Origin of the sequence: Streptomyces sp. sk2.1, assembly GCF_008120935.1 — a bacterium.
Taxonomy (GTDB): Bacteria; Actinomycetota; Actinomycetes; order Streptomycetales; family Streptomycetaceae; genus Streptomyces.
The window spans coordinates 18,480-40,295 of record NZ_RDBO01000014.1; the positions used below are offsets into that span (position 1 = coordinate 18,480).

Consider the following 21,816-nt stretch of genomic DNA (forward strand, 5'->3'; position numbering starts at 1 on the left):
GCAGATGGCGCACCATCACCCGACCCGGATTCCTGTGGAGACCCCCATGGCCTGCCTCAACAGGCGTGACCTCGGCCTGCTCGTCCTGCGCGTCGGCACCGGCGCGGTACTGGCCGCGCACGGCACCCAGAAACTGGCCGGCTGGTTCGGCGGCGGAGGGATCGAAGGAACCACCGCCGCGATGGAGGCGATGGGCTTCCACCCGCCGAAGCACAGCGCGGTCGCCGCCGGGCTCGGCGAGGCGGGCGGCGGGGTGCTGCTGGCACTCGGCCTCGCCACCCCGGCGGCCGGAGCGGCCGCGGCCGGGGCGATGGCGGGCGCCGTGGCCGTCCACGCGCCCGCCGGGTTCTTCGCGCAGGGCGGGGGCTACGAGTATTCGGCGTTCCTCGGCTTCACCGCCGCGGCGATCGGTCTGACCGGGCCGGGCCGGTACTCCGTCGACCACGCGACCCGGCACGTCTTCGACCGGCCGTGGATGGTCGCGCTGGCCTTCGCGGGCAGCGCGGTCGCGGCGGCGGCCGTGGTCGGCAAGCGAGCCAGGGGCCGCGTCGAGATCGACCCCGACACGACCTGACGGCCTGACGATTTCACGGCCCGGCGGCCCGACGGGACCGGTGCGGCCCGGACGGCGATCCCGTGCTTCCCGGCGGTGGCCCGGTGGCCCGGCGTACGGAATCCCGGCAGCGGACCGGGGGCCGTCGGGACCACCGGACGGCGGGACGGGACCCCGGGGGTGCCCAGGGACCGGGCGGCACCGAAGGGAGGGAGCCGCCCGGCCCCGGGCACGCGCCGTGCGCGCGGGGCCGGTGACGCGGCCGGGGAGCGGGGCGGCCGGGCACGGCGGACCCGGCCCCGGCGCTACGGCTTCCAGCGACCGCCCCGCGCCGCCGCCACCAGCTCCGGCACCGTGCCGAACTTGACCCGCGGGCGTCCGCCGTCGCGGCCCCGCGCGAGTTCGGCCCGTTCGATGGCGGCCAGTCCCTTGGCGTCGACGACATGACGGCTGCGGCTCCGGGCCAGGCGCGCGAACGCCTTGGGGGCGGGCGCCGGAGCGGGCAGGGCGCCCGCGACGGCATCGGCCAGGAGCGTGCCGACGGTTTCCGCGGCGCAGGCGCGGTTGGCGCCGATCCCGCCCGAGGGCCCGCGCTTGATCCAGCCGACGACGTACGTCCCGGACCGCCCCGTCACGCGCCCGCCCTCGTGCGGCACGGTGCCGGTCGTCCCGTCGAAGGGCAGCCCCGCCACCGGGACGCCGCGATAGCCGACCGCCCGCAGCAACACCCCGGCCGGGACGTCCAGTTCGCCCGCGTCCCCCGTCACGCGCACACCCCGCACGGCGTCGTCGCCCAGCACCCGGACGGGCGCGGAGCGGAACCGGAACACGATGCGCCGCCCCGGCCCCGGCGCCGGGGCCTGCGACCAGTCCACCGTTTCGCGCGCGACGTCCCGCAGCAGCGCGGCCTTCCCGTCCGCCGCCGCGCCGTCGACGGCCGCGCCGGTCCGCGGGTCGTGGTCGTCCACGACCAGCTCCACGCCCGGCAGGTGCTTCAGCGCGAGCAACTCGGAGGCGCTGTACGCCGCGTGCTCGGGACCGCGCCGCCCCAGCAGCACCACCTCGCGCACCTTCGAGGCGCGCAGGGCGGCGAGGGCGTGATCGGCGATGTCCGTGCCGGCCAGCGCCGACGGGTCCGTGACGAGGATGCGGGCCACGTCGAGCGCGACATTGCCGTTGCCGGCCACGACCACCCGCTCCGAGGACAGGTCGACGGCGTCCGGCGCGACCTCGGGATGGGCGTTGTACCAGGCCACGAACGAGGTCGCCGAGATGCTGCCGGGCAACTCCTCGCCCGGGATGCCGATGCGGCGGTCGGCGGAGGCGCCGACGGCGTAGATCACCGCGTCGTGATGGGCGGCGAGCTCCTCCGCCGTGACGTCCTTGCCGATCTCGACCCCCAGGTGCATCCGCACCCGGGGATGGGTGTGGAAGCGCGCGAAGGTGTCGCCCACCTTCCTGGTCGCGGGATGGTCGGGCGCCACGCCGTACCGGACGAGCCCGCCGGCCACCGGCAGCCGGTCGACCAGGGTCACCTCGGCGTTGGTGTGCAGCAGCAGGTCCTCCGCGGCGTACATGCCCGCGGGTCCCGTGCCGACGACCGCGACCCGGATCGGGGCGAAGTCGGCCGGCAGGCTGCGCTCGAACGAAGGCGCGTCCCAGTGGTGGAAGTTGGGTCCCGTGTCACCCGACGCGGGTTCCCGGCCGGCGAAGTACGCCGCGTTGATCGCGGCGTACTCCTCCTGCCCCTCGGGCAGACCGTCCACCGGGAAGATCGCGTCGACCGGGCAGGCGTCGGCGCAGGCGCCGCAGTCGATGCAGGCCCTCGGGTCGACGTACAGCATCTCCGTGCTCCCGAACGCCCTTTCCTGCGGCGTCGGATGGATGCAGTTGACGGGGCACACGGCGACGCAGGTGGCGTCGCTGCAACAGGTCTGGGTGATGGCGTAGGTCATCTCGTCAGCTCGGGTCGCTCGGCTCGGATGCTCGGATGTTCGGGTGCTCGGGTGCTCGGGTGCTCGGGTGCTCGGGTCAGATCAGGTTGGCGCGCCTGTAGAGGGCCAGCGCGGGCCCGGTGAGGAGACGGGCCGAGGCCAGGAACTCCATCAGGCCCGAACAGCTGGACCGCATGAGGGACTTGTGGTGCTCGTTGGCCCCGGCCTCGGCGAGCGCGCGCCGGGTGTCGAGCCCGGCGTTCGCGTAGACCTCCCGGTTCACCATGCTGGTGACGATGAAGTAGGACGCGACCGCGATCACGAACGCGTTGAGCTGCCGGCGCACGGGGCCCGCGCTCCGCAGGCGCCTGCGGGTCTCGTCGCGCGCGAACTTCATGTGCCGGGACTCCTCCACGACATGGATGTTGTTGATGGTGCGCACGAACGGTACGACCCGCTCGTCCCGCATCCAGTCGCGCTGCATGACGTCGAGCACTTCCTCGGCGACCAGGATCGCGGCGTACGCGGCCTCGCCGAACGCCAGGGTCTTGAACGCCCGGCCCAGTTCGACCACCGCGCGGCGCGGCCGGTACGCGGGGGCGCCCAGCTTCGCGGCGCCGCGGGCGAACATGATGGAGTGCCGGCACTCGTCGGCTATCTCGGTGAGGGCCCACTGGAACCGCGGGTCCGTCGCGTCCGTCGTGTAGATGTCGCGCAGCACCATCTGCTGCAGGATCATCTCGAACCAGATGCCGGTACTGGCCACCGAGGCGGCCTCCTGCCGCGTCAGCTCCTTGCGCTGCGCGTCGGTCAGCTCGTTCCAGTACGCCGTGCCGTAGAGCGTGCTCCACTCGGGGCTGGCGCCGTGGAAGTCCTTGTCCAGCGGGGTGTCCCAGTCCACCTCGGTGGCCGGGTCGTACGAAAGCTTCGCCGACGATTCGAGCAGGCGTCGTGCGACGTCGTGCTCGTCGAGCCGGTCCCGGTCCTCCGGCCGAACGGTGCTGCTTGCCATGATGCGGCTCCTTGAATCGACAGATCGCCCCGACGCCGGCCCATCGGCCCGCCCCGTGTCCGCCCGGCGGGGCCGTGGTCGCCCGGTGCCTCCCTCGCGGCTTGTTAGACGTCGTGTCTAGCAAGCTGTTAGACGGAACGTATAGCAAGAGTGCCGTGTCGGCCTACCCCTCGTGAGGAATCCGCTCCATCTCTCCCCCTTCCGACCCCCTGCCACCCACGGTTCGCGGGCCGGGAGCGGTCGTGCTCCGGCGCTGCCCGCACACGAGGACGGCGGGACCGGGTCGCACGCGGCGGTGGGGTCAACTCGCCCACGACGGCGGGGCGGAGCCGCGTACGGTGGCGGGCCGGGCGGCAGCGATCGTGTGTCAGTGCGCACGGGTACGGTGACGACCTCCGGGCCGGGTGCCATCGCTGTCACATGACGGCGCCCGTGCCCGTCATTCCGAATTCCGATCCGGGACCGGAAGCCGTCCCGATACCGCTGGAGGTCCACGATGGCCGAAGTGACCGTTTTCCATCATGCCCAGGGCCTCACTCCCGGGGTGAAGGCGTTCGCCGACGAACTGCGCGGCCGGGGACACCGCGTGCACACGCCCGACCTGTACGAGGGCCGCACCTTCGACACCCTGGACGAGGGGGTCGAGTACATGGCCGAGGTCGGCAGCGGCGAACTGCTCGAACGCGGCGTCCGCTCGGTGGACGGCTCGCCCGCCGAGCAGGTGTACATCGGTTTCTCCCTCGGCGTGCTCCCCGCGCAGAAACTGGCCCAGACCCGGCCGGGTGCCCTCGGTGCCGTACTCGTCCACTCGTGCGTGCCGGCCTCCTTCTTCGGGACGTGGCCGTCGCGGCTCCCGGTCCGCGTCCACGCCATGGAGGCGGACCGCCTGTTCACCGAGGACGGCGACGCGGACGCCGCCCGCGACCTCGTCGCCGAGGTCCCCGACGGCGAACTGCACCTGTACCCCGGCGACCGGCACCTGTTCGCCGACAGCTCCCTGTCGTCCTACGACGCCGACGCCACCGCGCTGTTCCTCGACCGCACGCTGACGTTCCTCCATGACCTGGACATCGCTCCGGACACCACCGGCGCCCGCGACGCCTGACCCGGCGGGACCGCGCGGCACACCGGCCCCGGGGTTCAGGGCAGGCGCTGCCCCGCCGCGGCGTCGAGGCGTACGAACGGGATCTGTCGTCCGGCCCGGCGGAAGGACTCCTCGCTGCCGTCGACGTCGAGGCCCATGAAGGCGCAGAGGCGGCGGGCGACGCGGGGGTGGGCGGGGGCGTAGCGGGCCRTGATCTCGCCGCCCTCCTCCGGGGTGAGGAAGTGGGCGGTGACCGCGTAGTAGCGGCGGCCGGACTGGATCGTCGTCCGAGGGGTGTGGCGGAGGTTCCGGTACCAGGCGGACTCCGGGCCGAAGCCCGCGGCCAGGGTCCAGCTGCCGCGCTCGCGGGCGACGACCTCCAGGACCGCCTTCCGGTCGAGACCGCTGGTGCGCCCCTTGTGGTGCAGCAGCAGGAGGCGCTTGCCGAACAACGGGCCCAGGCCCACCCGGTACAGGCCGATCGGGAGCCGGGTCAGCCGTCGCCGCCAGCCGGACGGAAGCCGGGGACGGCCCTCTGTCGTACGTCGCGGAGTCATCGTCGACACGCACCTTTCCCGGGCTCGGAGCGGCCGGGCCGACGGCCTCGATTGCGTAACGAGAACCCGCCGAAGACCCTTAGTCGATGCAACTATTGCATAGTCTAAAACGGTGGGGGGTCCGGTCGGCCGGGCGAGTGCGATACGAGTGGAGAGCGCCGTGTCCCGTACAGGGCGACCGCACGGCCCCGTGGTGCTGTACTGCCTGCCGGCCGTGGTGATGGCCGTCGTGGCCGTCGTGGACGTCATGGCGGGCCCCGGGGTGGGATTCCTCCCCCTGGTGTCGCTCGGTCCCGCCTTCGCCGGGCTGATCGGGACGTGGCGGCGCACGGTACTGACGGGCGCCGTGGCACTGCTGCTCTGTGTGGGCCTCGGCATGTACGACGGGCTCTTCCAGACCCGGCGCGGCTCCACGGCGATGGGTTCCGTGGTGGGTGTCACCGCGGCGGGCGTCGCCGGGGCCGTGATGCGCGGCCGGCGGGAGGCGGAACTGGCCAGTGTCCGCTCCATCGCGGAAGTGGCGCAGCGGGTGCTGCTGCGGCCGGTGCCGCGCAGCACGGGCCCGCTGCGGATCGCGGTCTCCTACACCTCGGCGATGGCCGAGGCGCGGATCGGCGGCGACCTGTACGAGGTGGTCGCGTCCCCGTACGGAACCCGGGTGATCATCGGAGACGTGCAGGGCAAGGGGCTGGGCGCGGTGGAGACCGCAGCCGTGGTCCTCGGCGCGTTCCGCGAGGCCGCGCACGACGCGCGGGACCTGACGGCCCTCGGCGCCCGCCTGGAGCGGAGCGTGGCCAGGGAGGCGAACGGCGAGAGGTTCGTGACCGCCGTCCTCGCGGAGGTACGGGGCCGTGACGAGGAGGCCGTCCTCCTCAACTACGGGCACCCGGCCCCGATGCTCGTCCGGCGCGACGGCACGGTCGACTTCCCGCTGCCGCCCGCCCACGCGCTGCCGCTGGGGCTGGGACTGCACGGCGGGAAACCGCCCCGGCCCTACCGGGTGGGCTTCGCGCCGGGGGAGCAACTGCTGCTCTACACGGACGGGGTGACCGAGGCGCGCGACGACGCGGGCACCTTCTACCCGCTCGGCGAACGCTCCGCCCTTCTCGGCGACCCCGATGGACAGGCCGCCCTCGAAGCGCTGCGTGCGGACGTGGTCCGGCACGTGGCCGGTCCGTTGCACGACGACGCGGCGATGCTGCTGCTGCGCCGCCGAGGGTCCCGGGACGAGGAACGGCGGAGGACGGCGACGGAGGGCACCGGCGGACGGGTGAACACTGCCGCGCCGAAGCGCGGTAGAAAGGGTGCATGACCGAGGAGAAGGACCGGGCCGGGAGCGTCGACGGTGTCGACGCGGTGACCCGTGCCGTCCTCACGGCGTCACGGGTACTCGTCGCGGTCGCCGCGAACTCGCTCGCCGAGGTCGAGGACCGGGTGACCCTGGCGCAGTTCCGGATGCTGGTGGTGCTCTCGACGCGGGGCGAGGCCAAACTCGTGACGCTCGCGGAGCTGTTGCGCGTGGCCCCCTCGACCGCGATGCGCATGGTCGACCGGTTGATCTCCTCCGGCCTCGTCGACCGGCGGACCAATCCCGGCAACCGTCGTGAAACCCTCCTCCGGCTCACCGAGGAGGGGCGGCGCACGGTCGAGGACGTCACCGCGAGCCGGCGCCGGGAGATCGCCGCGATCGTCGCCCGGCTCGCCCCGGGGCAGCAGACGGCCCTCGTCGAGGCGCTGACCGCCTTCAACGAGGCGGGTGGCGAACCGCCCGCACCGGAGGGCCGGGCCGACGACCTGTACCCGCTCGGCTGGACGGACATGACGACGGAGCACGGCACCGGGCAGGGCCCGGACCGCTGACCCGGGCACGTCCGTCCGGCCGGGAGCAGCCCGACGCCGACCACTCCCACGACTGGTGGGGCGAGCTGTCCCGGCCGCTGTCCTCGGCGGCCGGCCACCGGCCGGCGCCGATGGCGGTGACCGGGCTGCGCGACGGCCACGGGATCACCGATCCCGCGGAACTGTTCCACGGGGCCCGGGACCAGGGCGGCAGCCGGCCCGTGGATCCGTCCCCGCTGGGTCCGGAACGCGAGGATCGATGCCGAAGGGCCCGGCCGGACACCGGACGGTCCCGGGCCGGGCGCCCGTGCGACGGGGGCGCCCGGTGTCCGGCCGGCAACGCCGGCACCGGGGTCGCCCGACGGTTCACCGCTGCCGCGCGAGCCAGTCGGCGAACCGGTTCCCGGCGATGTGCGCGTCCGGGCCGGGAAGCAGCGTGGACTCCTGCAACCTGGCGCCGAAATAAGGGGCCCGGGCGTCGGTGACGACCTCGCGCGGATCGTTCCGGGCGGCGAGGTCCTCGCGGAGGAGCTCGTCCAGCCGGAACACCTCCGGACCGGCCACCTCCACCACCCCGTCGACGGGGGCGCCGACTGCCGTGCGGCCCACGGCGGCGGCCACGTCGTCGGAGTGGACGGGCCGGATCATGACGGGCGCCAGCCGGACGGTGCCGCCGTCGGTCGCCGAGGCCGCGATGCCCTGCACGAACTCGAAGAACTGCGTGGCGTGGACGATGGAGTACGGCATCCCGGAGTCCTTGATCAGCTCTTCCTGCACCTGCTTGGCACGGAAGTAGCCGCTCTCCTGGAGCCGGTCCGTGCCGACCACGGAGAGCGCCACGTGGTGGGTCGCACCGGCCTCTGCCCCTGCCCGGAGGAGATTGGCGGTCGAGGTCCGGAAGAACTCCATGACCGCGTCGTCCTCGAACGAGGGGGAGTTGGAGACGTCGACCACGACCGAGGCCCCCTCCAGGACCTCGGCCAGCCCCTTGCCCGTCAGCGTGTCGACGCCGGTGCCGGGGGAGGCGGGCACCGCCTCGTGGCCCTGCTCGCCGAGCCGGGCCACCAGCTTCGAACCGATGAGTCCGGTGCCGCCGATCACTACGACCTTCATGTCGGGAATCCTCTCGGGGTGGTTTCTGCACTCACCGGGGATGACAGGAAGGCGACGGCATCTGTGACAGGTATCCGGGAAATCCCGGACGCCTTCCGCCGGTCGGCCGACGGGAGGGCCACCGACCCGCACGCCCCACCCGGCGGCGGCACCCGGACGCACCCCCGACACGGCCCGGAACGGGGCCACCTGGATGATCAAAGCGCCGTGTGGTTACCATATGAGCGCCGCCTAGCTCGAAAGATAAACCTGTGACTGTCAATGACGACTCGTTCACCAGCTGGAAAAACCGCGAGGAGATCGCGGAGTCGATGATCCCGATCATCGGGAAACTTCACCGGGAGCGGGACGTGACAGTCCTGCTGCACAGCCGCTCCCTGGTGAACAAGTCGGTGGTCAGCATCCTCAAGACCCACCGATTCGCCCGGCAGATCGCCGGTGAGGAGCTCTCGGTCACCGACACCCTGCCGTTCCTGCAGGCCCTCACCACCCTCGACCTCGGTCCCTCCCAGATCGACATCGGCATGCTCGCCGCGACGTACGGCGCCGACGACCGCGGTCTGTCGGTGGCGGAGTTCACCGCCGAGGCCGTGTCCGGGGCCACCGGCGCCAACAAGATCGAGCGCCGTGAGGGACGCGACGTCGTCCTGTACGGCTTCGGCCGGATCGGCCGCCTCGTGGCCCGCCTGCTGATCGAGAAGGCCGGTTCCGGCAACGGCCTGCGGCTGCGCGCCATCGTCGTCCGCGGTGGTGGCGACCAGGACCTCGTCAAGCGCGCCTCGCTGCTGCGCCGCGACTCGATCCACGGCCAGTTCAACGGCACGATCACCGTCGACGAGGCGAGCAGCACGATCGTCGCCAACGGCAACGTGATCAAGGTGATCTACGCCAACGACCCGTCGGAGATCGACTACACGGCGTACGGCATCAAGGACGCCATCCTCATCGACAACACCGGCAAGTGGCGCGACCGCGAGGGCCTCTCCAAGCACCTGCGCCCCGGTATCGACAAGGTCGTCCTGACGGCCCCGGGCAAGGGCGACGTCCCGAACATCGTGCACGGTGTCAACCACCACACGATCAAGCCGGACGAGCAGGTCCTGTCCTGCGCCTCCTGCACCACCAACGCGATCGTCCCGCCGCTGAAGGCCATGGACGACGAGTTCGGCGTCCTGCGCGGTCACGTGGAGACGGTCCACTCGTTCACGAACGACCAGAACCTGCTGGACAACTACCACAAGGCCGACCGTCGCGGCCGCTCCGCGCCGCTCAACATGGTCATCACCGAGACCGGTGCCGCCTCCGCCGTCGCCAAGGCGCTGCCCGAGCTCAAGGCGCCGATCACCGGCAGCTCGATCCGCGTCCCGGTCCCGGACGTCTCCATCGCGATCCTCAGCCTGCGCCTGGGCCGTGAGACCACCCGCGAGGAGGTCCTGGAGTACCTCCGCGACGTCTCGCTGAACTCGCCGCTGAAGCGCCAGATCGACTTCACCACCGCCCCCGACGCCGTGTCCATGGACTTCGTCGGCTCGCGCCACGCGTCGATCGTCGACGCCGGCGCCACCAAGGTCGATGCCGACAACGCGATCCTCTACCTGTGGTACGACAACGAGTTCGGCTACTCGTGCCAGGTCATCCGCGTCGTCCAGCACGTCTCCGGCGTGGAGTACCCGACCTACCCGGCCCCGGCGGTCTGATCCCGTCACCCGGGGGCGCGCTCCGATGCGCGACGCCCCGGGAGGAGCACCGGCAAGTGCCCCGTACCCGTCCGACACATGACGGGTACGGGGCACTGTCGGTATCCGCTGTCGGCCGGGGGATCATGCGACGGTGGGGAGCTCGAACGGAGGAGCCGACCGCCGGTGGGCGGGCGGCGAGGGGGGCCGGATGAAGCCGTACACCAACAGCGTGGCGATCGTTCTCGGCACCGCCAGGATCGAGGCGCGGGCCGGCCGGGCGGCCGGGGTCGGCCCGGAACACCTCTTCCTGGGGTTGGCCAAGCTCTGCCGCAAGGACCTCGGCCGCGTGCTCGACGCCGCCGGGCTGACCCCGGCGCACCGCGAGGCGGTGGAGACGAACGCGAGAGCCGTGCGCCGTCGCTTCGAACTGGCCGGTGTCGATCCGCACCCCTTCCGCCGCCGGTTGCGCGCCGCGCTCGCGGCCGGGGCCCCCGCGGACCTGTCCGCACCCGCGCCGGACGCGGTACCGCCCCGTGACCGGGCGGCGCGAAGGGTGTTCGTCCGGGCCGCCGAACTGGCCGGGTCCGGGGCGTTCGGTGCGGTCGATCTGCTGCGGGCGGTGCTGGAGTCGCCGATGCCCGGGGCTGCGGAGCTGTTCGCGGAGCTGGGTGTCGATGATCCCCTCGCCGCGTTCTTCCCCCGGCACCCCGGTCGGCCGCCGGGCGCCGGTCCCGGGAAGCCGGAGGGGCCCGGGGCGGCACGGGGCCCGCAGGACCCGCGGAAACCCCCGGAGCCCGACCGGCCGCCCCGGGAGCCACGCGAGGAAGCACCGCCCCGGCGTCCCCGCGCGCCGCGGCGGGAGGCCGGCGATACCCCGTTCCTCGACCGGTACGGCCGCGATCTGACCCGGCTCGCCCGCGAGGGACGGCTGCCGGAACTGATCGGCCGGCGCGAGGAGTTGCGTGCCCTGGCCCAGGCACTGGTGCGGCAGCGCAAGGCCAACGCCGTGCTCGTGGGTGATGCCGGGGTGGGCAAGACCAACATCGTCGAGGGCCTCGCCGTGCGTCTCGCCGGACCGGGTGCGCCCGCCGGACTGGCCGGGGCCCGCGTGGTGGAGCTGTCGATGGCCTCGCTGGTCGCCGGGGCGGCGTACCGGGGCGATTTCGAGGCGCGCCTCGAATCCGTGCTGGCGGAGGCGCGCCGGACCCCGGGGCTGATCCTGTTCATCGACGAGCTCCACACCGTGCTCGGCGCCGGCGGCAAGGGGGCGAGCGATGCGGCCAACATCCTCAAACCCGCCCTGGCCCGCGGGGACCTGCGCTGCGTCGGTGCCACCACACCGGGCGAGTACCGCCGGTACGTCGAGGCGGATCCGGCGCTCCAGCGCCGCTTCGGGGTGATCTGGGTCGACGAGCCGGGCCGGGCGGAGGCGGTGGAGATCCTTCAACGGCTGCTCGGGTCGACGGCCCGGCACCACGGGGTGGAGATCGACGCGGACGTGCCGTCGGCCGCCGTCGATCTGACCATCCGTCATCTGCCCGAACTGCGGCTGCCCGACAAGGCGATCGACGCGGTCGACCAGGCGTGTGCCGCCGCCCGCGTCCGGACGCTGAGCCCCGTGCCGGGAACCGACGGACCAATCCGGGTGGGGCGGCACGAGGTGGCGGCTGCCGTGGCGGCCCGCGCCAGGATCCCGCTGGAGCGCGTGGCGGTGCACGAGGCTCAGCGGCTGCTCTCCATGGAGGAGCGGCTGCGGCGCCGGGTGATCGGCCAGGACGAGGCCGTGGGGGCGGTCGCCGAGGCGGTCCGGGTGGCCAGGGCGGGCCTCGGCGACCCGCGCCGGCCCGTCGGGGTGTTCCTCTTCGCCGGTCCGACCGGCACGGGCAAGACCGAACTGGCCAAGGCGCTGGCGGAGTTCCTCTTCGACGACGAGCGCCGGCTGATCCGGATCGACATGTCGGAGTACAAGGAGCGGCACTCGCTGTCCCGACTGCTCGGCGCCCCGCCCGGGTACATCGGGCACGAACGCGAGGGCCGGCTCAGCGGTCCGCTGCGCGACCACCCGCACAGTGTCGTGCTCTTCGACGAGGTGGAGAAAGCCCATCCGGAGGTGCTGGACATCTTCCTGCAGATCTTCGACGAGGGGCGGCTCACCGATTCCCACGGCAGGCTCGTCCCCTTCACCGAGAGCGTCGTCATCCTGACGTCCAATCTCGGCGCGACCACGTCCGTCCGGCCGGGCCCGATGGGCTTCGCCCCCGCCGTGCCGCCGGACGCGGGCGCCGCGGCCGCCCGGTCCGCCGACGTCGACCGGGTCAGGTCGGCGCTGGCGAAGGAGCTGCGGCCCGAACTGCTCGGCCGGATCGGGCGGGTCGTCGTCTTCGAGCCGCTGACCCGGGCCTCCCTGGATCGGATACTCGACAAGCTGATCGACCGGGTCCGCGACCGGCTCGCCGCCCGTTCGATCACCGTCTCCCTGACCGGGGACGCCCGCGAACTGCTGCTGCGGCAGGCCACCGGGGCGAGTTCGGGCGTCCGGGCGCTGGAGGCAGCCGTCGAGCGGCTGCTCGTACAGCCGCTGGGGCACGCGATACTGTCCGACCGGTTCGGTGACGGAGCCGAGGTGCGGGTCGACGCCGACGGGGACGTGCTCGGCCTCGCCGTCGGCCGTCCGCCCACCGGATCCCACGATCCCCGCCGAGGAGACACCGCCCGATGACGCCTCCCGCCGCTGTCACCCTCTCGCTCGTCAAGGGCCGTCTCGACCCCGCGGAGTACGTGTTCGACGAGCGGACCACCTGTGTGCTCGGCCGCAGCAAGGACTGCTCGCCGCGCCTGCCGAACGACGACCACCACAGCACGGTCTCCCGCCATCACTGTCTGCTCGACATCAACCCGCCGGACATACGCATCCGCGACTTCGGCAGCCTCAACGGCACCTACGTCAACGGCCGGAAGATCGGCCAGCGCGAGAAGCACCAGACCCCGGAGGAGGGTGCCGCGCGGGTGTTCCCGGAGTACGACCTGGTCGACGGTGACGAGATCCGGCTCGGGGACACCGTCCTGCGGGTCGGTGTCCGGGTGTCGCGCACGCTGTCGCTCCCCGAGTGCGCGAAGTGCGGGCGCCCGGTCGGCGGCGGGACGGGGCACCGGTCGGGCGACCACCTGTGCGAGGACTGCCGGTCCGAGCCGTCGGCCGCGATCCGGCACCTCCTGGACCTCGCGCACAGCGGGCGTCGCGAACTCGCCCCCATCGCCGGGTACACGGTGCTGCGGGAGCTGGGCCGGGGAGGGATGGGGGCGGTGTACCTGGCCCGCCACGAGTCCGCGGGAAAGGAGGTGGCGCTGAAGGTGATGCTGCCGAAGGTGGCGGCGAACGCCGACGCGCGGGCCCGTTTCCTGCGCGAGGCGGAACTCACGGGGGCGTTGCGGCATCCGAACGTCGCCGCGCTGTACGACTCCGGTTTCGCCGACGGCATGTTCTACCTCACCACCGAGTTCTGCGCCGGCGGCAGTCTGGACCGCCTGCTGCGGCGAAGCGGGGGCCGGCTCCCGGTGGCGGAGGCCGTCCGCTTCGCCGTCCAGGTGCTGGAGGGGCTGGAGCACGCCCACGGGCAGGGTGTGGTGCACCGCGATCTCAGTCCCTCCAACGTCCTGCTGCACGAGAACGCGGACGGTTCCACGACGGCGAAGGTCTGCGACTTCGGCATCGCCAAGGCCTTCGACGGGGCGGGGCTCAGCGGTCTCACCCGTACCGGAGCGACCGCGGGGAAGCCGCATTTCATGCCCCGTCAGCAGGTCGTGAACTTCAAGAAGGCGCCTCCGGCCGTGGACGTGTGGGCCCTGGCCGCCTGCCTCTACCAGTTGTTGACCGGGCACACCCCGCGGGACTTCCCGCGCGACAAGGACCCGTGGCAGGTCGTCCTGCAGTCGCCCGCCGTCCCGATCCGGCGCCGGGAGCCGGGCGTGCCGGCCGACCTCGCCGCGGTCGTCGACGAGGCGTTGCGCGAGCAGCCGGAGATCGGCTTCCGCAGCGCCGCGGATCTGCGGGAGGCCCTCCTCTCGGCGGCGCCCCGGGGATGAACCGGATGGGGCGCCGCGATCACGCCCGGTGTGTGCGGCTCGGGGCGCGCGGGAGCCGGTTGGCCCGGGGTACGGGGGTGCGGCGCGGCGGCGCCGTTCATGACGGTCCGGCCGCCCGGAGGTCCGCGAGGGTGTCCCGCATTCCCCGTACCAGTGCGGCCAGGCCGGTCTCGAAGGCCAGTTCGCGGTAGTCGGGGGGAGCGTCCAGCAGGGGTTCCAGCCCCGGTACGGGCCCTTCCCCGGCCGGCAGCCCGGCCCGGGGCGAGGCGTCGAGGTCGAGGGCCGAGCCGATGACGAAGTACTCGACGGAGCGCACCACCGGCAGCAGGCGTTCCTCCGGCCAGCCGGCGGCGCGCAGGACGGCGAACGCCCGCGCGTAGCCTTCGAGCACCGGCAGGGCGCGGACCGGTCTGGAGGCGATCAGCGGAACCGCGCGCGGGTGGGCGGCGAAGGCGACGCGGCAGGAGCGGGCCCACCGGTCCATCACGTCCGTCCAGGGCCGGTCGTCGGCGACGAGTTCCATCTCCCCGACGATGAGTTCGTGGATCCCGTCGACGATCTCGTCGCGCCCCGAGACGTAGTTGTACAGCGACGGTCCCTTGACGCCGAGCCGCGCGGCGACCCGCGCGGCCGAGAGCGCCTCGGGGCCCTCCTCGTCGACCAGTGCGAGCGCGGTCCGCATGATGCCCTCGCGGGTCACCAGTCGGCGCGGCGGCCTGCCCATCCCCTGCTCCTTCCCTCGCCGGTGGCCGTCCGTCCGTGTGCGTCGGGTCCGTCGCCGGCCACCGGGGCTTGGCAGCGGGCACCGGCCAGTGTACGTTTCGGTCGCGTAAAACTACGACCTATAGTTTTATGGAGGCTGTGATGGACTACACCGAGTACCGGGCCCAGGACGCGGTGGGCCTTGCGGAGCTGGTCGCCCGCCGCGAGGTCTCGCCGACGGAGCTGCTCGACGCGGCCGTCGCCCGCGCCGAGGCGGTCGACGGCAAACTCAACGCGATCGTCCGGCCGATGCACGACCTGGCCCGGGAACGAGCGAAGGAGCCCCTGACCGGGCCGTTCGCCGGAGTTCCGTTCCTGATCAAGGACTTGTCGCAGGACTACGCCGGGCTGCCGACCGGCAGTGGGAACCGTGCCCTGCGCCGCCTCCCCGTCGAGCGGCACAGCGAGGTGGTCAGCCGGTGGCTGGACGCCGGGCTGGTGATCTTCGGCAAGACCAACACCCCCGAGTTCGGCGCGAAGGGCATCACCGAACCGGAGGCGAACGGCCCCACCCGCAACCCCTGGGACCTCGCCCGAACCCCGGGAGGCTCGTCCGGAGGGACGGCGGCGGCCGTGGCGGCGGGCATCGTGCCCGTGGCCGGCGCCAACGACGGCGGCGGGTCCATCCGCATCCCGGCCGCGTGCTGCGGCCTGTTCGGCCTGAAACCGGGACGCGGCCTGGTACCGTCCGGGCCCGCCGTCGCCGAGCACCTGCACGGTGCCGCGACCGACGGCGTCATCTCGCGCAGCGTCCGCGACAGCGCGGCGATGCTCGACGTGCTGACCGCGCGCCCCGACCCGGCCGGGCCGTACCTGCACGCCCGCCCCGAGACGCCCTACGCCGAACTCGCCCGCCGGCCTCGGAAGCTGAGGATCGGTTTCACCACCCGCTCCCCCATCGACACCGAGGTCGACCCGCAGGCGGTCGCCGCGGTCGAGGACGTCGCCGCCCTGCTGCGCGGCATGGGTCATGACGTCGAGCCCGTCGAACCACGGATCGACCAGCGGCAGCTCGCCCTCGACTTCCTGGCCATGTGGACCACCCAGCTCGCCCACACCGTCGACGGCATACGCGACGCCACCGGCGCCGGGCCGGAGGACTTCGAGCTCGACACCCACCTCCTGGCCGCCGCCGGCCGCGGCCTGAAGGCCCCGGCCTACTACGCCGCCCACGACCGCTGGAACGTCTACAGCCGGCAGCTCGCCGCCTTCCACGCCGACCACGACCTGCTCCTCACCCCGACCCTGGCCCGGCCGCCCGTCCGGATCGGGGAGCTGGACACCCCGCGCCCGGTGCGCGTCGCGGCCCGGTTCCTGATGCGCCTCGGACTGCTGGGCGCCCTGGCCGGGACCGGGGCGTGGGAGCGGGCGGTGATCGCCAACCTCTCGGCGACCCCGTACACCCAGCTGGCGAACATCACCGGCCGCCCGGCGATGAGCGTCCCCACCCACCGCACCCCCGAGGGGCTGCCCCTCGGCGTCCAGTTCGTCGGCCCGCTGGGCGGCGAGGGGACGCTCCTCGCCCTCGCCGCCCGGATCGAGGCCGAGCGCCCCTGGGCACACCTGGAACCGCCGCTCTGAGCACCGGAGCGCGGACGGGCGCGCCGGGCGGCGGCTCAGGTGCGGATGGCCGCCACCCGTCGGCTCATGTGCTCCTCGCGCTCGGCCCTGGTCGCGGGCGCGCCCACGAGACCGGGGCGCGTCTGCCAGGGCAGCGGGCCCGTCCGTGCCCGGTACTCCACGCCGATCGCGTCGAGCCGGGGCAGGTGCGCCTCGTACAGCCGGGTGCGGAACTCGTCGAAGTCGCGGCGGCCGGGCCCGCACCACAGCGCCTCGGCGACCGCGCACAGGCGCGGGAAGGCGTAGTAGTCCACCATGCGGGGCGTGTCCACGTGCTCGGTCCACAGATTGGCCTGCCCGCCGAGCACCCGCGCCGCCTGTTCCTCGCTCAGCCCGGCCGGGACCGGATCGAAGGCGTAGGCGTCCTCCAGCGTCACGGGGACGGAGACCGGGATCGGCTCGTCGGGGTGCTCCGACTGCCGGTAGTCGAGATAGACCTGGTCGTCCGGGCAGGACACCACGTCGCAGCCCCGGCGCGCGGCGGTGACGGCACCGGTCATCCCGCGCCAGGAGGCCACCACGGCTCCCGGCGGGAGTTCCCCCTCCAGGATCTCGTCCCAGCCGAACACCCGTCGTCCGCGCCCCGCGACATGGGCGGCGACACGGGCGACGAACCACGACTGCAGGGCGTTCTCGTCGGCCAGTCCGCGCTCGGCCATGAGCTGCCGGGTGCGCGGATCGTTCCGCCACTGCTCCTTGGGGCACTCGTCGCCGCCCACACCGATGAAGGTGCCGGGGAAGAGGGCCATCACCTCGTCGAACACGTCGCAAAAGAAGTCGATCGTGGACTCCTCCGTGTTCAGTACGTGGGGACTGACGCCCCAGCGCGTCATGACCTCCACCGGTTCCCCCGTCACGCCCAGCTCGGGGTAGGCCGCGATGGCCGCCTGGGAGTGGCCGGGGACGTCGATCTCCGGCACGACCGTGATGCCGAGCTCCGCCGCCCGGGCGACGATCTCGCGGATGTCGTCCTGGGTGTAGAAGCCGCCGTGCGGCCGGTCCTCGGTCAGGTCGTCGATCGTGGAACCCAGTTGGGACGTCCTGCGCCAGCCGCCGGTCCCGGTGAGCCGCGGACGGCTCAGGATCTCCACGCGCCAGCCCTGGTCGTCGGTGAGGTGGAGGTGGAGGGTGTTGAGGCGGTGCATCGCCATCAGTTCGATGAAGCGCAGCACCTCCCGCTTGGGCAGGAAGTGCCTGGCCACGTCCAGCATGACGCCGCGCCAGCGGAAGTGCGGCGCGTCCTCGACGACCGCCCCGGGCACGGCCCATCGCTCGTCGGCGATCCGGGCACGGCGGTGGATCCGGGGCGGCAGCAGTTGCAGCAGCGTCTGGCAGCCGTGGAGGACCCCGCCGATGTCCCCGCCCTCGACGCGCACGCCGATGGGGCCGGACTCCAGGCGATACGCCTCGGCCCCCAGTTCCGGGCGCAGCGTCAGGACGATGCCGGGCCCGGACGCCTCCGCGGTGACCGGCAGGGGCAGCCCGGTCGCGGGGCGGAGGGCCGACTGCAGCCAAGCGGCGGCCGCGGCGAGGGCGTCGGGGGCCGTGATCGTGGTGGCCCGGTCGAGGAGGAACTCCCCCGGGGCGGTACGGGCCGTGACGGGCCGGGGCAGCACGTTGAGGGACGTCACTTCCGCTGTTCTCCTTCTCGGCTTCTCGGCATCCCGGCGTCTCGGCTTCTCGACCGGGGCGGCATCCCGAGCGACGCGGACCTTACATATAAAAATTGCTTTATTAAGGCCGGGCGGCCGTGACGGGCCGGGTCAGGACGACGGTCGGGGCAGCTGCGTGTCGACGTCGTACAGCCGGGCGTCCACGTGGTCGAGGGCGAGCCGCACGGCTCCCAGCACCACGGCCCGGTCGGAGAGGGAGGAGACCGCGAGCGCCGGGGGTTCCAGGCACAGCGGGTCGAGGTGGCGCCGCAGCGGTTCGAGCAGGACGTCGCCGGAGCGGGAGACCCCGCCGCCGATCACGACGAGCTCCGGGTCCAGGGCCAGGACCAGGGCGGCGATGCCCTCGGCGAGGTCGTGGGCGTACTGCTCGACGGCCCAGCGGGCGGCCGGTTCGCCGGTGCGGGCCTGGGCGAAGACGTACTCGGCCGCCTCCTGGGGCAGGACGTCCGGCGGCATCTTCGGATAGCCGGTCAGATGCGTGGTGGCCCGGTGCCAGCCCACCAGGGGCAGTGCCCCTATCTCACCGGCCGCTCCCCCGCGCCCCCGGTGCACCCGGCCGCCGATCAGCAGGCCGGCGCCGGTCCGCACCCCGGACAGCACGAAGGCCACGTCGTCCACGCCCCTGGCCTCGCCGATCCAGCCCTCGGTGAGCGCGGCCAGATTGCAGTCGTTCTCCACCAGGACCGGGCAGTCGAAGTCGGCACCCATCTCGCCGGCGAGGTCCAGACCGTCCCACTCGGGCAGGCCGACGCAGCGCTTGACCCGGCCGTCGCGGCCGACCACGCCCGTGGTGCCGACGCAGACGGCGGCGAGCCCCTCCCGCCCGATCCCGGCCGAATCCAGCGCGCCCGCGGCGGTCGCGCGCACGGCGGCCAGTCGCTCGGCGCGCCCCGCGTCCGCGCTCACCCGCTCGGTGCGGGTGGCCACCGCGGTGCCGTCGAGATCGGCGACGGCCGCCCTGATGCTGTACGAACCGATGTCGATCCCGAGCACATGGGCGCCGGTGGAACGGAAACTGAACAGCCTCGCCGGACGGCCCATGTGGCCGGGTTGCGGCGGCAGTTCCTTCAACCAGCCCGATCCGATCAGCTCCTCCGTCAGGCTCTCCACCGTCGGGCGGGACAGGCCCGTGCGCCTGGTCACCTCGGTGAGGCTCAGCGGACCCTGGCCGCGCAGGGCGCGGAGCGTCGTGACCAGGTTGATGCGCCGCAGCCGTGAGGTGTCGCCTCCGGAAACCGTCACCGTCAACTCCCTTGACAGACTCTGTACACGAGAAATAAAAACAGCTTGCATTAGTAAGTCGCAAGACCGAGGGGGTATTTGTGGTCACTGTCGCCATCATCGGGGCGGGGCTGCGCGGCATGAGTTATGCGCGACGCGCCCTGGAGACCGGTCTGGCACGTGTCGTGGCCGTGGCCGAACCCGATCCGGAGCGCAGGCGGAACATGGCCGCGGCGCACGACGTACCGCCCGAGAACGTCTTCGCCGACTGGCGGGAACTGCTCGCCCGGGACCGGCTGGCCGACGCGGCGGTGATCTCGACGCAGGACAGCATGCACCGGGAACCGGCGGTGCGGGCGGCGGAGCTGGGCTACCACCTGCTCCTGGAGAAGCCGATGGCGCAGACCGAGGAGGAGGCCGCCGCGATCTCCGAGGCCGCCGAGCGCAACGGCGTCCTGCTCGCCGTCTGCCACGTCATGCGCTACACCCCCTACACCATCAGGCTCAGGGAGCTCATGGGTGAGGGACGGATCGGCGACGTGATGAACATCCAGCACCTGGAGCAGGTCGGCTGGTGGCATCAGGCGCACTCGTTCGTGCGGGGCAACTGGCGCAGCCAGGACGAGTCCGGTCCGATGCTGATGACCAAGGCGTGCCACGACCTCGACTGGATCGTCCACGTCAAGGGGGCGCTGCCCACGCGGGTCTCCTCGTTCGGCAACCTGGTGCACTTCCGGCCCGGGAACAGGCCCGACGGGGCGGCCGACCGGTGCGTGGAGTGCCCGGTGGAGTCCACCTGCCCGTACTCCGCCAAGCGCATCTACCTCGACTGCCTGGGGGACTCGGAGAAGGAGTTCTGGCCGCTGTCCGCGGTCACCTCCGACCACACGGAGCGCGGCGTGCTCGCGGCGCTGCGCGAGGGCCCGTACGGCCGGTGCGCGTACACCTGCGACAACGACGTGGTGGACACCCAGGTGGTGACCATGGAGTTCGCCGACGGCACCTCGGCCACCTGCACGGTCACCGCGTTCGCGGCCCTGGAGCACCGCAAGACCCGGATCTTCGGCACCCGCGGCTCCATCGAGGGCGACGGGGTCGTCCTGCGCGTGCACGACTTCCTGACCGACGAGGTCACCGTCATCGACACCGGTGCGTGCGAGGACCCCACGGCCGCCACCGGGCACGGCGGCGGCGACGCGGCCCTGTTCGACGCCTTCGTCGGCGCCATCGCCGAGGACGCCCCTTCCCTGGTGCTCACCGACGGCGCCGAGAGCCTGGCCACGCACCGTGTCGTCTGGGCCGCCGAGCGGGCCCGCCGCACCGGCACCGTCGTCACGCTCCCGCCGGCCTGACCCCCGGCCGGCGCGACACTCCCGCGGTCTCCCCGCAGCCACCCGTCCCCCTCATGAAAGGCACACCCCCGTGCGCAAGTTGACAGCCGTGCTCACCGTCGGAGCTCTCGCCCTGAGCGTAGGCGCCTGCGGCAAGAAGAACGGTTCCGCCTCCTCGGACAAGGAACTCGTCTACACCTCCTCCTGGGGTGCCGACGAGCCGCAGGGCAAGATCATCAAGTCCCTGGCCGACGACTTCACCGAGGCGACCGGCATCGAGGTGGATCTGAAGTTCGTCGGCCGCAAGGGCACCGACACCCTCCCCACCGAGATGAACGCGGGCCAGGGACCGGACCTGTTCGACACCTCCACCGACAGCGTCGGCCCCTTCGTGGCCCAGAACCTCGCCGCTCCGCTCGACGACGTCCTGGCCATGAAGGTGCCGGGCGAGGGCAAGTCGGTGCGGGACGTGCTGCCGCAGTCCGTCCAGCAGGCGTCGAGCGACAAGGACCACGTGCGCTTCATCGCCCACACCGTGATCTCCACGGCGGTGTGGTACGACGCGTCGAAGCACCCGGGCCCCGCCCCCAGGACGTGGAAGGAGTTCATCGCCCAGCTCGACGAGGCGAAGAAGGAGGGCCGCACACCGCTCGGCCAGGACGGCACCGTCAACTTCTACAACGCGTACTGGTTCTACTCGGCCCTGGTCCGCTCCGAGGGCGCCGGCAGCCTGAACGCCCTGGCGAAGGACCCGGCGGCCTGGGACCGTCCGGCGGTGCTGGAGGCGGCCCGGAAGGTGGAGCAGCTGGCCGACGGCGGCTACTTCCAGAAGGACTTCATGGCCACCAAGTACCCGGCCGCGCAGGACGCCTGGGCCCAGGGCAAGTACGACCTGAACCTCAACGGCACCTGGCTGGCCGCCGAGACCGGGGCGAAGCTGGCCGAGGGCACCGAGGTCGCCTCGTTCCAGCTGCCGGCCGGCGGCAAGGACTCCGTGGAGGTCGGCGCGCTCGGCTGGGGCGTCAACGCCAAGGGCCGCAACACCGGGGCGGCCAAGAAGTTCCTCGCGTTCGCGCTGCAGAAGAAGTACGGGGAGAAGATCTCCACCGTCGCGCACAACATCCCCGCGCGCCCGGACGTCCCCGCCCCCGACCACCTGGCGGGTGTCCAGAAGGACGTCGCCGGGGCGAAGCACACCCACCGGACCTACGACGACATGGCCGCGGACAAGAACTGGTGGAACAACGTCTTCCTGCCGCTGGACGACCAGCTGCTCTCCGGGAAGATCGACGCGGAGACCTTCGTGCGGGACGGCAAGAAGAAGGTCACCGACTACCTCGCGGACAAGGGCTGAT

At 72.8% G+C, this 21,816-nt stretch carries 17 protein-coding genes; 10 read left to right on the forward strand and 7 right to left on the reverse strand.

Annotated features, from left to right (window positions below):
- Window positions 1-46: 46 nt before the first annotated feature.
- A complete protein-coding gene (locus tag EAO76_RS02280; RefSeq protein WP_148832765.1) occupies window positions 47-574 on the forward strand; it encodes a DoxX family protein in 528 nt (175 codons plus the stop codon).
- 284 nt (window positions 575-858) lie between these two features.
- Here the strand turns inward: EAO76_RS02280 and EAO76_RS02285 are convergent, their stop codons facing one another.
- Entirely contained in the window at window positions 859-2,508 is a 1,650-nt protein-coding gene (locus EAO76_RS02285) for an FAD-dependent oxidoreductase (RefSeq protein ID WP_148832768.1), read from the reverse strand.
- Window positions 2,509-2,584: 76 nt separating this feature from the next.
- Complete coding sequence (locus EAO76_RS02290) at window positions 2,585-3,499, reverse strand: diiron oxygenase (protein ID WP_148832770.1); 915 nt, start codon at window positions 3,497-3,499, stop codon at window positions 2,585-2,587.
- A gap of 496 nt (window positions 3,500-3,995) precedes the next feature.
- Between EAO76_RS02290 and EAO76_RS02295 the strand changes: the two genes are divergently transcribed.
- Window positions 3,996-4,604 (forward strand): dienelactone hydrolase family protein, encoded by a 609-nt coding sequence (locus tag EAO76_RS02295; RefSeq protein WP_148832772.1) that lies wholly within the window; start codon window positions 3,996-3,998, stop codon window positions 4,602-4,604.
- 35 nt (window positions 4,605-4,639) lie between these two features.
- Here EAO76_RS02295 and EAO76_RS02300 read toward each other — a convergent pair whose 3' ends face one another.
- The gene (locus tag EAO76_RS02300) at window positions 4,640-5,140 is read right to left on the reverse strand and encodes a nitroreductase family deazaflavin-dependent oxidoreductase (RefSeq protein WP_148832774.1); all 501 of its coding nucleotides are present in this window, start codon (window positions 5,138-5,140) and stop codon (window positions 4,640-4,642) included.
- Window positions 5,141-5,360: 220 nt separating this feature from the next.
- Between EAO76_RS02300 and EAO76_RS02305 the strand changes: the two genes are divergently transcribed.
- Both EAO76_RS02305 and EAO76_RS02310 read left to right on the forward strand, forming a co-directional pair.
- Window positions 5,361-6,452 carry a PP2C family protein-serine/threonine phosphatase gene (locus EAO76_RS02305; RefSeq protein ID WP_148832814.1) on the forward strand — a complete coding sequence of 364 codons (1,092 nt, stop codon included), beginning with the start codon at window positions 5,361-5,363 and terminating at the stop codon, window positions 6,450-6,452.
- Entirely contained in the window at window positions 6,449-7,000 is a 552-nt protein-coding gene (locus EAO76_RS02310; protein ID WP_148832777.1) for a MarR family winged helix-turn-helix transcriptional regulator, read from the forward strand. Before EAO76_RS02305 ends, EAO76_RS02310 begins: the two co-directional genes overlap by 4 nt.
- A 345-nt stretch (window positions 7,001-7,345) precedes the next feature.
- On the opposite strand, the gene EAO76_RS02315 is transcribed toward EAO76_RS02310, so the two are convergent.
- The gene (locus tag EAO76_RS02315; RefSeq protein ID WP_148832779.1) at window positions 7,346-8,092 is read right to left on the reverse strand and encodes an SDR family oxidoreductase; all 747 of its coding nucleotides are present in this window, start codon (window positions 8,090-8,092) and stop codon (window positions 7,346-7,348) included.
- Window positions 8,093-8,343: 251 nt separating this feature from the next.
- Here EAO76_RS02315 and EAO76_RS02320 point away from each other — a divergent pair, with 251 nt between their 5' ends.
- The 3 genes from EAO76_RS02320 (at window position 8,344) to EAO76_RS02330 (ending at window position 13,854) form a co-directional block, all read left to right on the forward strand.
- A complete protein-coding gene (locus EAO76_RS02320; protein ID WP_148832781.1) occupies window positions 8,344-9,789 on the forward strand; it encodes a glyceraldehyde-3-phosphate dehydrogenase in 1,446 nt (481 codons plus the stop codon).
- 190 nt (window positions 9,790-9,979) lie between these two features.
- The gene (locus EAO76_RS02325; RefSeq protein WP_148832783.1) at window positions 9,980-12,490 is read left to right on the forward strand and encodes an AAA family ATPase; all 2,511 of its coding nucleotides are present in this window, start codon (window positions 9,980-9,982) and stop codon (window positions 12,488-12,490) included.
- Entirely contained in the window at window positions 12,487-13,854 is a 1,368-nt protein-coding gene (locus EAO76_RS02330) for a protein kinase domain-containing protein (protein ID WP_148832785.1), read from the forward strand. The genes EAO76_RS02325 and EAO76_RS02330 overlap by 4 nt, the downstream gene beginning before the upstream one ends.
- 97 nt (window positions 13,855-13,951) lie before the next feature.
- On the opposite strand, the gene EAO76_RS02335 is transcribed toward EAO76_RS02330, so the two are convergent.
- Entirely contained in the window at window positions 13,952-14,578 is a 627-nt protein-coding gene (locus EAO76_RS02335) for a TetR/AcrR family transcriptional regulator (RefSeq protein ID WP_148832787.1), read from the reverse strand.
- Between the two features lie 140 nt (window positions 14,579-14,718).
- On the opposite strand from EAO76_RS02335, the gene EAO76_RS02340 reads away from it, so the two are divergent.
- The gene (locus EAO76_RS02340; RefSeq protein ID WP_148832789.1) at window positions 14,719-16,197 is read left to right on the forward strand and encodes an amidase; all 1,479 of its coding nucleotides are present in this window, start codon (window positions 14,719-14,721) and stop codon (window positions 16,195-16,197) included.
- 35 nt (window positions 16,198-16,232) lie between these two features.
- On the opposite strand, the gene EAO76_RS02345 is transcribed toward EAO76_RS02340, so the two are convergent.
- On the reverse strand, window positions 16,233-17,867 hold the full coding sequence (locus tag EAO76_RS02345) for a beta-N-acetylhexosaminidase (protein ID WP_222872132.1): 1,635 nt from the start codon (window positions 17,865-17,867) through the stop codon (window positions 16,233-16,235).
- Window positions 17,868-17,999: 132 nt separating this feature from the next.
- Window positions 18,000-19,151 (reverse strand): ROK family transcriptional regulator, encoded by a 1,152-nt coding sequence (locus EAO76_RS02350; protein WP_148832791.1) that lies wholly within the window; start codon window positions 19,149-19,151, stop codon window positions 18,000-18,002.
- 80 nt (window positions 19,152-19,231) lie between these two features.
- Between EAO76_RS02350 and EAO76_RS02355 the strand changes: the two genes are divergently transcribed.
- Window positions 19,232-20,482, forward strand: coding sequence for a Gfo/Idh/MocA family protein (locus tag EAO76_RS02355; protein ID WP_148832793.1), 1,251 nt, complete (start codon window positions 19,232-19,234; stop codon window positions 20,480-20,482).
- A 70-nt stretch (window positions 20,483-20,552) separates the two neighbouring features.
- Window positions 20,553-21,815, forward strand: coding sequence for an extracellular solute-binding protein (locus EAO76_RS02360; protein WP_187438435.1), 1,263 nt, complete (start codon window positions 20,553-20,555; stop codon window positions 21,813-21,815).
- The last annotated feature ends 1 nt before the right edge of the window (window position 21,816 follow it).

What these genes read in the sequence shown, in the direction of transcription:
- EAO76_RS02325 (WP_148832783.1), top strand. Translation starts at nt 9,980, where the DNA reads ATGAAGCCGTACACCAACAGCGTGGCGATCGTTCTCGGCACCGCCAGG.
- EAO76_RS02285 (WP_148832768.1), bottom strand. Translation starts at nt 2,508, where the DNA reads ATGACCTACGCCATCACCCAGACCTGTTGCAGCGACGCCACCTGCGTC.
- EAO76_RS02280 (WP_148832765.1), top strand. Translation starts at nt 47, where the DNA reads ATGGCCTGCCTCAACAGGCGTGACCTCGGCCTGCTCGTCCTGCGCGTC.
- EAO76_RS02290 (WP_148832770.1), bottom strand. Translation starts at nt 3,499, where the DNA reads ATGGCAAGCAGCACCGTTCGGCCGGAGGACCGGGACCGGCTCGACGAG.
- EAO76_RS02305 (WP_148832814.1), top strand. Translation starts at nt 5,361, where the DNA reads ATGGCCGTCGTGGCCGTCGTGGACGTCATGGCGGGCCCCGGGGTGGGA.
- EAO76_RS02340 (WP_148832789.1), top strand. Translation starts at nt 14,719, where the DNA reads ATGGACTACACCGAGTACCGGGCCCAGGACGCGGTGGGCCTTGCGGAG.
- EAO76_RS02330 (WP_148832785.1), top strand. Translation starts at nt 12,487, where the DNA reads ATGACGCCTCCCGCCGCTGTCACCCTCTCGCTCGTCAAGGGCCGTCTC.
- EAO76_RS02335 (WP_148832787.1), bottom strand. Translation starts at nt 14,578, where the DNA reads ATGGGCAGGCCGCCGCGCCGACTGGTGACCCGCGAGGGCATCATGCGG.
- EAO76_RS02295 (WP_148832772.1), top strand. Translation starts at nt 3,996, where the DNA reads ATGGCCGAAGTGACCGTTTTCCATCATGCCCAGGGCCTCACTCCCGGG.
- EAO76_RS02315 (WP_148832779.1), bottom strand. Translation starts at nt 8,092, where the DNA reads ATGAAGGTCGTAGTGATCGGCGGCACCGGACTCATCGGTTCGAAGCTG.
- EAO76_RS02310 (WP_148832777.1), top strand. Translation starts at nt 6,449, where the DNA reads ATGACCGAGGAGAAGGACCGGGCCGGGAGCGTCGACGGTGTCGACGCG.